This window comes from Xenophilus azovorans DSM 13620, from assembly GCF_000745855.1.
Lineage (GTDB): Bacteria > Pseudomonadota > Gammaproteobacteria > Burkholderiales > Burkholderiaceae_C > Xenophilus > Xenophilus azovorans.
In genome coordinates, this window is record NZ_JQKD01000003.1 from 140,586 (window position 1) to 152,667 (window position 12,082).

Below are 12,082 nucleotides of genomic sequence, written 5' to 3' on the forward strand. Positions count from 1 at the left end.
CTCCAGTAAATTTGTCTTGTCAGTTGCCGGTGGCCGCAGCCGCACCGGCCACGATCTCGGACAGCTCGGTGGTGATGCCGGCCTGGCGGGTCTTGTTGTAGACCAGCTTGAGCTCGTTGATCACGTTGCCGGCGTTGTCGGTGGCGGCCTTCATGGCCACCATGCGGGCCGCCTGCTCGGAGGCCATGTTCTCGGCCACGGCCTGGTAGACCAGCGATTCCACGTAGCGCACCAGCAGCTCGTCGATGACGGTCTGCGCGTCGGGCTCGTAGAGGTAGTCCCAGCTGTGCTGGCCCTTCTCGTCCTGCAGCGACTCGGCCTTCAGCGGCAGCAGCTGCTCGACCACCGACTCCTGGCGCATCGTGTTCACGAAGCGCGTGTAGCCCAGGTAGACCGCATTGATCTTGCCCTCGGCATAGGCGTCGAACAGCACCTTCACCGGGCCGATCAGCTTGTCCAGGTGCGGCGTGTCGCCCAGCTGCGTGACGTGCGAGACCACGCGCGCGCCGATGCGGTTGAGAAAGCCGAAGCCCTTGTTGCCGATCGCCACCGTGTCGGCCGTCATGCCCGCCTGCTGCAGCTCGCGCAGCTTGGCCGTCACGGCGCGCAGCAGGTTGGTGTTCATGCCGCCGCACAGGCCCTTGTCCGTCGTCACCACGATGAGGCCCGCGGACTTGGCGTCGTTGGTCTTCATGAAGGCGTGGGTGTACTCGGGATTGGCCTGCGCGAGGTTGGCCGCGATCGCGCGGATCTTCTCGCTGTAGGGACGGGCCGCACGCATGCGGTCCTGCGCCTTGCGCATCTTCGACGCGGCCACCATTTCCATGGCCTTGGTGATCTTCTTGGTGTTCTCCACCGATTTGATCTTGCCGCGGATTTCCTTGCCGGCTGCCATCGATGCTCCTTAAGCCTCGTTGCGTCCGGGCGCCATCAGGCGAAGGACTTCTTGAACGCCGTGATGGCGGCGGTCAGGTCGGCTTCGGCGTCCTTGTCCAGCGCCTTGGCCTGCTCGATCTTGTCGAGCAGCGCGCCGTGGCTGGTCTTGAGGAACTGGTGCAGGCCGTGCTCGAAGGGCAGCACCTTCTTGACGTCCAGGTCGTCCATGAAGCCCTTGTTCACCGCGAACAGCGAGGCGGCCATCAGCGAGATGGGCAGCGGGCTGTACTGCGGCTGCTTGAGCAGTTCGGTCACGCGGGCGCCGCGGTCGAGCTGCTTGCGGGTCGCTTCGTCCAGGTCGGAGGCGAACTGCGCGAAGGCAGCCAGTTCGCGGTACTGCGCCAAGTCGGTACGGATACCGCCGGACAGGCCCTTGATGACCTTGGTCTGCGCCGCCGAGCCCACGCGCGACACCGAGATACCGGCGTTGATGGCGGGGCGGATGCCGGCGTTGAACAGGTTGGTTTCCAGGAAGATCTGGCCGTCGGTGATCGAGATCACGTTGGTCGGCACGAAGGCGGACACGTCGCCGGCCTGCGTCTCGATGATCGGCAGCGCCGTCAGCGAACCGGTCTGGCCCTTGACCTCGCCCTTGGTGAAGGCTTCGACGTAGTCGGCATTCACGCGGGCGGCGCGCTCCAGCAGGCGGCTGTGCAGGTAGAACACGTCGCCGGGGTAGGCTTCGCGGCCCGGCGGGCGGCGCAGCAGCAGCGAAACCTGACGGTAGGCGACGGCCTGCTTGGACAGGTCGTCATAGATGATCAGGGCGTCCTGGCCGCGGTCGCGGAAGTACTCGCCCATCGTGCAGCCGGCGTAGGCCGACACGTACTGCATCGCGGCCGACTCGGAAGCCGAAGCGGCGACCACGATGGTGTATTCCATCGCGCCGGCCTGCTCCAGCGAGCGCACCACGTTCTTGATCGACGAAGCCTTCTGGCCGATCGCGACGTAGACGCAGGTCATGTTCTGACCCTTCTGGTTGATGATCGTGTCGATCGCCACGGCGGTCTTGCCGGTCTGGCGGTCGCCGATGATCAGTTCGCGCTGGCCGCGGCCGATCGGCACCATCGAGTCGATGGACTTCAGGCCCGACTGCATCGGCTGGTCCACCGACTGGCGGGCGATCACGCCGGGGGCGACCTTCTCGATCACGTCCGTCAGCTTGGCGTTGACCGGGCCCTTGCCGTCGATCGGCTGGCCCAGGGCGTTGACCACGCGGCCGATCAGCTCGGGGCCGACCGGCACTTCCAGGATTCGGCCCGTGCACTTGACGGTGTCGCCTTCGGAGATGTGCTCGTACTCGCCCAGGATCACCGCGCCCACCGAGTCACGCTCGAGGTTCAGCGCCAGGCCGTAGGTCGGCTGGCCGCTCGGGGTGGGCGGGAACTCCAGCATTTCGCCCTGCATCGCTTCGGACAGGCCGTGGATGCGCACGATGCCGTCGGTCACCGAGACGACGGTGCCCTCGTTGCGGATGTCGGCGCTGACGCCCAGCCCCTCGATCCGGCTCTTGATCAGTTCGGAAATCTCTGCGGGATTGAGTTGCATGACTCTTTCCTTCTTTCAATCGGTGTGACGGCCCGGCCGCCTTACGCGGTGAGCGCCGCCTTCATTTGTTCGAGCCGGGCCTTGACGGAGGTGTCCAGCACTTCGTCGCCCACCACGGCGCGCACGCCGCCGATGAGCGAGGGATCGACCTCGACGTGGGTGGTCAGCTTGCGGCCGAAGCGCTTCTCCAGCACGGCCTGCACCTCGGCCACCGCGGCGGCATCCATCGGGAAGGCGCTGTAGATGGCGGCATCGGCCACGCCGCTGGCGGCGTTCTTCAGGGCGCGGAACTGCGTCGCCACCTCGGGCAGCGCGGCCAGGCGGCCGTTCTCCAGCACCATGCGCAGGAAGTTCTGCCCGGCCTGCGGCAGGCCTTGCGGCACGAGGCCCGCGATCAGTCCGTAGACCTGCTCGGCGCCCAGCCTGGGATTGGCCGCGGCCTCCTGCAGCTGCGCGCTGCCGGCCACCTGGGCCAGCGGCTCGAGCCAGGCGAGCGTCGCGTCGGCGTCGCCGGCACTGGCCTTGAACAGCGCCTCGGCGTACGGACGGGCAATGGTGGCGAGTTCGGCCATCGCGTCGTCCTCTTACAGCTCGGTCTTCAGGCGGGCCAGCAGGTCGGCATGCACGTTGGCATCGACCTCCTTGCGCAGGATCTGCTCGGCGCCCTTGACGGCCAGCGCAGCCACCTGCTCGCGCAGCGTCTCGCGGGCGCGCACGGCCTGCTGCTCGGCTTCCTCGCGGGCGGCGGCCACGATCTTGTTGGCCTCGTCCGTCGCGCGGGACTTGGCCTCCTCGACGATCTGCTGCGCGCGGCGCTCGGCATCGGCCAGGCGATTGCTGGTCTCGGTGCGCGAAGCCTGCAGCTCCTGCTCGACGCGCTGGTTGGCGGACGCGAGTTCGGCCTTGGCCTTCTCGGCGGACGCCAGACCCGCGGCGATCTTTTGGGCTCGCTCATCCAGCGCCTTCGCGATCGGCGGCCACACGAACTTCATCGTGAACCACACGAGCAGCAGGAAGACGACGGCCTGAACGAACAGGGTCGCGTTGATACTCACGGCAACACCTTTCTAAGGACGGTGTGGCAGGAGAGGATCAGGCGCCGGCGACGACGAAGGGGTTGGCGAAGGCGAACAGCAGGGCGATGGCCACGCCGATCAGGAAGGCGGCGTCGATCAGGCCGGCCAGAATGAACATCTTGGTCTGCAGGTCGTTCATGAGTTCGGGCTGACGGGCCGAGGACTCGAGGAACTTGCCGCCCATCAGCGCGATGCCGATCGACGCGCCGATCGCGCCGAGACCGACGATCAGACCACAAGCCAGAGCGACGAGACCGAGAACGTTTGCCATGATGACTCCTTAGTTGAAAGGCAAGAGTGAGGAAAGGGGAAGGGAAAGCGGAACGGTCAGTGCGCGCTGTGCGACTGGCCGAGGTAGATGAGCGCCAGCATCATGAAGATGAAGGCCTGCAGCGTGATCACCAGGATGTGGAACACGGCCCAGATGAAGCCGGCGACCACGTGGCCCACCGGCAACAGCACGCCCGTGAGCGACATCGCCATGGCGCCGCCCATCAGGGCGATCAGCATGAACACCAGCTCGCCCGCATACATGTTGCCGAACAGCCGCATGCCGTGCGAGACGGTGTTGGCGATGTACTCGATGCACTGCATCAGCAGGTTGATCGGCCACAGCACGGGGTGCGAGCCGAAGGGCGCGGTCACCAGCTCGTGGCCCCAGCCGCCGGCGCCCTTGACCTTCAGGCTGTACCAGAAGCGCAGGAACAGCACCGCGACGGCCAGGCCCAGCGTGGTCGACAGGTCGGCCGTGGGCACGACGCGCATGTAGGCATGGTGCGGGTCGCCGCCCGTCGCCGCGTGCAGCTGGGTCCACAGGGCCGGCAGCAGGTCCACCGGCAGCAGGTCCATCGCGTTGAGCAGGAAGACCCACACGAACACCGTCAGCGCCAGCGGGGCGATGAACTTGCGGCTCTGCGCGTTGTGGATGTTGGCCTTGGCCTGGTTGTCGACCATCTCGACCAGGATCTCGACCGCGGCCTGGAAGCGGCCCGGCACGCCCGAGGTGGCCTTGCGCGCGGCCAGCCACATCACGAAGCAGCCCAGCGCGCCGAGCACCAGCGCATAGAGGATGGAGTCCAGGTTCAGGACATTGAAGTCGACGATGGCCTTCTGCACCACCGGGTGGCCACTCCAGTCCACCTGCCAGTGCTGCAAGTGGTGGACGATGTATTCGCTGGCGGTCGGGGCGTGTCCTTCGGCGGCCATCTTTCTCGATCTCTTCTCTTAAACGGTCAAATCCGGTTCAACAAACGGGGCCGCACGGCAAGCGCCACCCAGTACATCTTCAGCGCGACCACCATGCCAGCCAGCAGGGCCAGCCAGTGGACGCCCTCGATCAGCCAGCGCGCCGCGACCAGCAGGGCCACGGTCAGCGCGATCTTGATCAGCTCCCAGATCACGAATCCCATCATGGCAGCGGACTGTGACGCGACGTCCTTCGCTCGCCGCATCGCCCGGGCGAACAACGCCGCCGGCAGGGCCACCGCCATCGCTCCGTAGAACGCCGACACCGCCGCCACCGGCCGGTGCGTCCAGAACCACGCCACCACCGCCACGAGCAGGCCCGCCGCCACCTGGGCGCCAATCACCCACCAGGATGACAATTCGGGATGTTGCTCGCGCAAGCGCTGCGCCTCCTCGGCGGTCAGCGGCTTGAAGTCGGAGGCTTCGGCGTCGACTTCGGAAGACGGGGCGTTGGTTGTCATTCGAATGGCCGCCCCAATCTCGCGGAAATTCTACAAAGCCTCTCATTATAAGTAAAAACCCGTCCATCCCCGGCAGGACACGGCCGAAAGATGTGGCGTCATGGCCTCGCCGCCGGGCGGCGGCCCACTTGTCGGGGCTTCCGGATAATCCCGCGATGCACCCCGCCTTCCCGGACGCCCTGCCCTCCACGCCCTGCCACCTGAACGGCGACTACCTTCCGCTGCGGGAGGCACGGGTCAGCGTGCTGGACCGCGGCTTCATCTTCGGCGACGGCGTCTACGAGGTGGTGCCCGTCTACGACGGCCATCTGTTCTGCTTCGAGGAACACATGGCGCGGCTGGCCCGATCGCTGGACGAGCTGCGCATCCCGAACCCGCACGGCCTGGACGGATGGCGCGCCATCGCGCAGCGGCTGGTGCGCGAAGCGCCGCCCGCAGCCACCCAGGGCCTGTACTTCCAGGTGACGCGCGGCGTCGCGATGCGCGACCACGCGATGCCCACCGGCCTGGTGCCCACGGTCTTCGCCATGATCAACCCGCTCAAGCCGGTGCCGGCCGAGGTGCGTGCGCGCGGCGTGGCCTGCGTCAGCGCCGAGGACTTCCGCTGGCAGAAGGCGCACATCAAGGCCACCAGCCTGCTGGGCGCGGTGCTGGCGCGGCAGATCAGCGTGGAGGCCGGCGCGGCCGAGACCGTCATGTTCCGCGGCGATCTTCTCAGCGAGGCCTCGTCGAGCAACGTGTGGGTGGTGAAGGACGGCCGCGTGAGCGGTCCGCAGGCCGACCACCGCGTGCTGCGCGGCATCCGCTACGGGCTGCTGGAGCGGCTGTGCGCGCGGCGCGGCATCCCGTTCGCGCTGCGCGACATCACGCGCGAGGAGGTGCGGCAGGCGGACGAGCTGCTGCTGTCGTCCGCCTCCAAGGAGGTGCTGCCGGTGACGCGGCTGGACGGGCAGCCGGTTGGAAAGGGCGTGCCCGGCCCCATCTACGACTGCTTGTACGCCGCCTACCAGGAAGCCAAGCAGGCCGCGGCGGCATGAACCTCTGAAAGGCAAGCCATGACCACGAAAACCGACGACCCGCGCAAGGACTCGCTGATCGAGTACCCCTCGCCCTTCCCCATCAAGGTGATGGGCGCCAACGTCGACGGCTTCGTGCACGCGGTGACGCAGGTGGCCAGGCAGTTCGATCCCGGCTTCGACGCCAGCACCGTCGAGCTGCGCGACAGCAAGGCCGGCAACTACCTGGGCGTCACCATCACGGTGACGGCCACCAGCCGCGAGCAGCTCGACGACCTGTACCGCGCCCTGTCCTCGCACCCGATGGTGAAGGTCGTGCTGTGAACGCCGCCACGGCGCCCGAGACCGCCGCGCCGGCGTGGGCGCCGGAGCTGCGCATGCTCGGCCGCGCCGACTACCAGGCCACCTTCGCCGCCATGCGGCAGTTCACGCAGGAGCGCCCCGCCGACGCGCCCGACCGGCTGTGGGTCTGCGAGCACCCCCCCGTCTTCACCCAGGGCCTGGCCGGCCGGCAGGACCACATCCTGCTGCCCGGCGACATCCCCGTGGTGCAGACCGACCGCGGCGGACAGGTCACGTACCACGGCCCCGGCCAGGTGGTGGCCTACCCGCTCGTGGACCTGCGCCGCGCCGGCTACTACGTCAAGGAATACGTGTACCGGCTGGAAGAGGCGGTGCTGCGCACCCTGGCGCACTTCGGCGTGACGGGGCACCGCGTGGCGGGCGCGCCGGGCATCTACGTGCGGCTGGACGATCCTTTCAGCCACGCCGCGCTGGCCGGCCCGCAACCGGGCGGCGACCCCTTCCGCGGCCTGGGCAAGATCGCCGCGCTGGGCATCAAGGTCAGCCGGCACTGCACCTACCACGGGGTGTCGCTCAACGTGGCGATGGACCTGGAACCCTTCACGCGGATCAACCCTTGCGGCTATGCCGGGCTGAAGACAGTGGACCTTTCTACAATCGGCGTCTCCGTTGCCTGGGACGAAGCCGCCCAGGTCCTAGGCCGGAAGCTCGTCGCCTTCCTGGCCCCCTGAAAGATCCCATGAGCACCCCCGAAGTCGTCCGCGAGGCCCAGTCCGCCGAAAACTACAACGCATCGGCCAAGCAGAAGGCGGCCGCCAAGCTGTCGCGCATCCCCGTCAAGGTGGTGCAGGCCGAGGTGCTGAAGAAGCCCGAGTGGATCCGCGTCAAGGCCGGCAGCCCGACCACGCGCTTCTACGAGATCAAGCAGATCCTGCGCGAGTCGAACCTGCACACGGTCTGCGAGGAAGCCTCCTGCCCCAACATCGGCGAATGCTTCGGCAAGGGCACGGCCACCTTCATGATCATGGGCGACAAGTGCACGCGCCGCTGCCCCTTCTGCGACGTCGGCCACGGCCGGCCCGACCCGCTGGACAAGGACGAGCCGCTCAACCTGGCGAAGACCATCGCCAAGCTGCGCCTGAAGTACGTGGTGATCACCAGCGTGGACCGCGACGACCTGCGCGACGGCGGCAGCGGCCACTTCGTCGAGTGCATCCAGCGCACGCGCGAGCTGTCGCCCGCCACGCAGATCGAGATCCTGGTGCCCGACTTCCGCGGCCGCGACGACCGCGCGCTGGAGATCCTGAAGGCCGCGCCGCCGGACGTGATGAACCACAACCTGGAGACCATCCCCCGCCTGTACAAGGAGGCGCGGCCGGGCTCCGACTACCAGTTCAGCCTGAACCTGCTGAAGAAGTTCAAGGCGCTGCACCCCGCGGTGCCGACCAAGAGCGGCCTGATGGTCGGCCTGGGCGAGACGGACGAGGAGATCCTCGACGTGATGCGCGACATGCGCGCGCACGACATCGACATGCTGACCATCGGCCAGTACCTGGCACCTAGCAACAGCCACCTGCCGGTGCGCCGATACGTGCACCCGGACACCTTCAGGATGTTCGAGGAGAAGGCCTACGAGATGGGCTTCTCGCACGCGGCGGTGGGTGCGATGGTGCGCTCCAGCTACCACGCCGACCAGCAGGCCGGCCACGTGCTCGGCTGAGTTGGCGCCTCCTGTCGCCGCCAGCCCTCACGCCCCGGCCACCACCCTGGCCTGCGGGCTGCCGGCGCCGTAGGCAGGCAACCGCATCGACACCACGGCCGCGGCGACGAGGAACAGCGCCGCGGAGCCGAAGGCCGGCCAGTGGGTGCCGAGGTGCTCGTAGGCCCAGCCGCCGGCCCAGGAACTGATCATGCCGCCGACCTGGTGCGCGACGTAGGCCAGGCCGTAGAGCAGGCCGACCAGCCGCACGCCGTAGACGTCGGCCAGGATGGCCGAGGAGGCGGCAATGCTGCCGGCCCACACGAGACCGCCGATGACGGAGGTCGCATAGAGCGCCCACGGCGAGGTGACCGCAACAAGGCACAGGAAGCCGATGCCGCGCACGAGGTAGATGGCGGCGAGCACATTGCGCCGCGGCACCGCGTCGGAGATGCGGCCCAGCACCAGCGAGCCGACGATCGCAACCGCCCCGATGAGGCCGATGCCCGAGGCGCTGGTCGGGCCATCGAAGCCGTGGTCCATGAGCATGGGCATGCCATGCGTGCCGAGCAGGTTCATGCTGTAGCCGCAGGCGAACAGGCCGAAGCAGATCTGCCAGAAGACCGGCGTGCGTATCGCCTCGGCCGCGCTGCCGGCGCCGGCCAGCGGCTGGAGACCGGCCTTCGAGGCCGCGGCGCCCTCCTGTCCCGGCAGGCGGTCGGCCCCCGGCGGCACCTCGTCGCGGATCACGAGAAGGATGGTGGGCACCGCGACCACCAGGAACACGACGGCGAAGCCCAGCATCGTCGCGCGCCAGCCCACATGGGCGATCGCATGCGCGAACACCGGCGTCAGCACGGCGATGCCCGCCATCGACCCGGTGGACAGGAAGAACAGCGCCGTGCCGCGGCGGCGCACGAACCACCGGCTGAGGACCGGCGTCAACGCCACCTGGCTGGTGAAGGCCAGCCCCAGCGAGGCACAGACCCCGAACGCGAGGAAGAAGCTGATGGCCCCGCGGGTCACCACGGTCCACGCCAGGGAGGCGACGGTGACCGCCGTGCCCAGCAACAGGACGAAGCGCGTGCCGCGCACCGCCGCCAGGTGGCCGGCCAGCGGCAGGCCCAGGCCGTAGACCAGCATGCCGACGGCGATCATGGCCGACAGCAGGCTGCGGCTGAAGCCCAGGTCCTGCGCCATCGGAAGAAAGAATGGGCCGATGCCCATGCGCATGCCGACCGTGAGCAAGGTGAGCACCGTCGCCGCCGCGACGATGTTCCAGCCGAAGTACCAGCGGGGGGCTCCGGCGGGTGGGGACGTGGGCGCCATGGCGGGGCATGGTACCCAACAGGAGGCCGTCGCGTGGTTCGCGGGCCCGAAGCGCCCACGGCAGGAATCACCACCCGCTGACGCCTCGCCGGAGCACCCTGCGGGCTGGCGTACGATGTGCCGGACCTGCCGCAGCCCCCTCCCCCAGCGATGCACCTGCCAGAGGCCGAAGTCCATGCCCTGATGCGCGCCGAGCACGGCGATCCGTTCGCGGTGCTGGGCCCGCACGAGACACCCGAGGGGCTGGTCGTGCGCGTGCTGATGCCGGGCGCGCGCCAGGTGGGCGTGGTGCATGCCGCCTCGGGCGACCCGCTGGCGGTGCTGCAGCGCCAGGGCGATTCCGACCTGTTCTCTGCCCTGGTGCCGGCCGCGCCGGCGCGCATGGGCTACCGCCTGCACGTGCAGTGGGAGGACCACGCCGCGCTGCTGGACGACCCCTACCGCTTCCCGCCCGTGCTGGGCGAGCTGGACGCCTGGCTGCTGGCCGAGGGCACCCACCTGCGCCCCTGGGAGCGGCTGGGTGCGCACCTGTGCGAGCTGGGCGGCGCGCGGGGCGTGGCCTTCGCCGTCTGGGCGCCCAACGCGCGCCGGGTCTCGGTGGTCGGCCCCTTCAACCAGTGGGACGGCCGCCGCCACATGATGCGGCTGCGCCGCGAGTGCGGCGTGTGGGAGATGTTCGTGCCCCACATGGCGGCCGGCGACGCCTACCAGTTCGAGATCCTCGGCGCCGACGGCCACCTGCTGCACAAGGCCGACCCCTACGCCTTCGGCTCGCGCCTGCGGCCGGACACGGCCAGCGTGGTGCGACAACTGCCACCGCCCGCCACGCTGCCGCCGGCGCGCGCGGCAGCCAACCGGCGCGATGCACCGATCAGCATCTACGAAGTGCACCTGGGCTCGTGGCGGCGCAAGAACGGCCACGAGTGGCTGAGCTACCGCGACCTGGCCGAGACGCTGGTGCCCTACGCGCGCGACATGGGCTTCACCCACCTGGAGCTGATGCCGGTGAGCGAGCATCCCTTCGACGGCTCCTGGGGCTACCAGCCGGTGGGGCTGTACACGCCGACGGCCCGCTTCGGCGCGCCGGAGGACTTCCGCCACTTCGTGCAGGCGGCGCACGAGGCCGGCCTGGGCGTGATCCTCGACTGGGTGCCGGCGCACTTCCCGACCGATCCGCACGGGCTGGCCCGCTTCGACGGCACGCCGCTGTACGAGTACGCCGACCCGCGCGAGGGCTTCCACAACGACTGGAACACGCTGATCTTCAACTGGCGCCGCACCGAGGTGCGCAACTACCTGGTGGGCAACGCCCTGTTCTGGCTGGAGCGCTACGGCGTGGACGGCCTGCGCGTGGACGCGGTGGCCTCCATGCTGTACCGCGACTACAGCCGCCCGCCCGGCGAGTGGGTGGCCAACGAGCACGGCGGCCGCGAGAACCTGGAGGCGATCGACTTCCTGCGCCGCACCAACCGCGTGGTGGGCACCGAGCGGCCCGGCGCCACCACCATCGCCGAGGAGTCGACCAGCTTCCCAGCCGTCACCCGCCCGCCCGAGGACGGCGGCCTGGGCTTCCACTTCAAGTGGAACATGGGCTGGATGAACGACACGCTGGCCTATGCGCGCACCGACCCGCTGTACCGCCGGCACGAGCACCGCAAGATCACCTTCGGCCTGATGTACGCGCACAGCGAGAACTTCGTGCTGCCGCTCTCGCACGACGAGGTGGTGCACGGCAAGGGCTCGCTGATCGGCAAGATGCCGGGCGACGACTGGCAGAAGTTCGCCGGGCTGCGCAACCTGTACGGCTACCTGTGGGCCTACTCGGGCAAGAAGCTGCTCTTCATGGGTGGCGAGTTCGCCCAGCGCGCCGAGTGGAACCACGACCACGGCCTGGACTGGCACCTGCTGGAGTACCCGACGCACCAGGGCGTGCAGCGGCTGGTGCGCGACCTGAACAACGTGTTGCGCCACTTCCCGGCGCTGCACGAGCTGGACTGCGAGCCGCAGGGCTTCGAGTGGATCGTGCACGACGACGAGCAGCAGTCCGTGTTCGCCTTCGTGCGCCGCGCGAAGGACGGCACCTGCGTGGTCGCGGTGTGCAACTTCACGCCGGAGGTGCGGCGCGGCTACCGCCTCGGGGTGCCGGCGCCGGGCGCCTGGCGCGAGGTCATCAACACCGACGGCGAGGTCTACGGCGGCAGCGGCGTGGGCAACGGCGTCGTTCACACCGAATCGCTGCCCTGGCACGGGCGGCCGCAGTCCATCGACATCACGGTGCCGCCGCTGGCGAGCGTGTACTTCGTGCTGACATGAATCACCCCCAGTCTTCGCGGACTTCGTTCCGCTCCGCCAACCCCCTCAAGGGGGCACATCCAGCGGCCCGGCAGAGCCGGTTCCGCGGATGTTCCCGCATGGCCTGCTCCGCGGCCTTCTGAGCGGCGAGCCGAATGGTGTTGACGTGAAGCGCAG

General features: G+C 68.8%; 13 protein-coding genes. 5 read left to right on the forward strand and 8 right to left on the reverse strand.

Going from position 1 to position 12,082, the window contains the following annotated elements:
- Positions 1–19 precede the first annotated feature (19 nt).
- From atpG to Q392_RS00685, 7 genes are read right to left on the reverse strand one after another with little or no spacing between them, the layout of a single operon-like run.
- Positions 20–895 (reverse strand): F0F1 ATP synthase subunit gamma, encoded by an 876-nt coding sequence (atpG, locus tag Q392_RS00655; protein WP_038200325.1) that lies wholly within the window; start codon positions 893–895, stop codon positions 20–22.
- Positions 896–930: 35 nt separating this feature from the next.
- The gene (atpA, locus tag Q392_RS00660; protein WP_038200327.1) at positions 931–2,484 is read right to left on the reverse strand and encodes a F0F1 ATP synthase subunit alpha; all 1,554 of its coding nucleotides are present in this window, start codon (positions 2,482–2,484) and stop codon (positions 931–933) included.
- 41 nt (positions 2,485–2,525) lie between these two features.
- Entirely contained in the window at positions 2,526–3,056 is a 531-nt protein-coding gene (locus Q392_RS00665; RefSeq protein ID WP_038200329.1) for a F0F1 ATP synthase subunit delta, read from the reverse strand.
- A gap of 12 nt (positions 3,057–3,068) precedes the next feature.
- A complete protein-coding gene (locus tag Q392_RS00670; protein WP_038200331.1) occupies positions 3,069–3,539 on the reverse strand; it encodes a F0F1 ATP synthase subunit B in 471 nt (156 codons plus the stop codon).
- Between the two features lie 37 nt (positions 3,540–3,576).
- Complete coding sequence (gene atpE / locus Q392_RS00675) at positions 3,577–3,831, reverse strand: F0F1 ATP synthase subunit C (RefSeq protein ID WP_038200332.1); 255 nt, start codon at positions 3,829–3,831, stop codon at positions 3,577–3,579.
- 56 nt (positions 3,832–3,887) lie between these two features.
- On the reverse strand, positions 3,888–4,766 hold the full coding sequence (gene atpB / locus Q392_RS00680) for a F0F1 ATP synthase subunit A (protein ID WP_038200333.1): 879 nt from the start codon (positions 4,764–4,766) through the stop codon (positions 3,888–3,890).
- Between the two features lie 26 nt (positions 4,767–4,792).
- A complete protein-coding gene (locus Q392_RS00685) occupies positions 4,793–5,266 on the reverse strand; it encodes an ATP synthase subunit I (RefSeq protein ID WP_038200334.1) in 474 nt (157 codons plus the stop codon).
- 155 nt (positions 5,267–5,421) lie between these two features.
- On the opposite strand from Q392_RS00685, the gene Q392_RS00690 reads away from it, so the two are divergent.
- The 4 genes from Q392_RS00690 to lipA are packed head-to-tail and all read left to right on the forward strand — an operon-like array spanning position 5,422 to position 8,305.
- The gene (locus tag Q392_RS00690; RefSeq protein ID WP_038200335.1) at positions 5,422–6,303 is read left to right on the forward strand and encodes a D-amino acid aminotransferase; all 882 of its coding nucleotides are present in this window, start codon (positions 5,422–5,424) and stop codon (positions 6,301–6,303) included.
- A gap of 18 nt (positions 6,304–6,321) precedes the next feature.
- The gene (locus tag Q392_RS00695; protein WP_038200336.1) at positions 6,322–6,606 is read left to right on the forward strand and encodes a YbeD family protein; all 285 of its coding nucleotides are present in this window, start codon (positions 6,322–6,324) and stop codon (positions 6,604–6,606) included.
- Between the two features lie 53 nt (positions 6,607–6,659).
- Positions 6,660–7,316, forward strand: a complete 657-nt coding sequence (gene lipB, locus Q392_RS00700; RefSeq protein ID WP_038200507.1) for a lipoyl(octanoyl) transferase LipB — start codon at positions 6,660–6,662, stop codon at positions 7,314–7,316.
- An 8-nt stretch (positions 7,317–7,324) separates the two neighbouring features.
- Positions 7,325–8,305 (forward strand): lipoyl synthase, encoded by a 981-nt coding sequence (gene lipA, locus Q392_RS00705; RefSeq protein ID WP_038200337.1) that lies wholly within the window; start codon positions 7,325–7,327, stop codon positions 8,303–8,305.
- Between the two features lie 27 nt (positions 8,306–8,332).
- Here the strand turns inward: lipA and Q392_RS00710 are convergent, their stop codons facing one another.
- Positions 8,333–9,613, reverse strand: a complete 1,281-nt coding sequence (locus Q392_RS00710) for an MFS transporter (RefSeq protein ID WP_038200338.1) — start codon at positions 9,611–9,613, stop codon at positions 8,333–8,335.
- A gap of 150 nt (positions 9,614–9,763) precedes the next feature.
- Between Q392_RS00710 and glgB the strand changes: the two genes are divergently transcribed.
- Positions 9,764–11,926, forward strand: a complete 2,163-nt coding sequence (gene glgB / locus Q392_RS00715; RefSeq protein ID WP_038200339.1) for a 1,4-alpha-glucan branching protein GlgB — start codon at positions 9,764–9,766, stop codon at positions 11,924–11,926.
- Positions 11,927–12,082 lie beyond the last annotated feature (156 nt).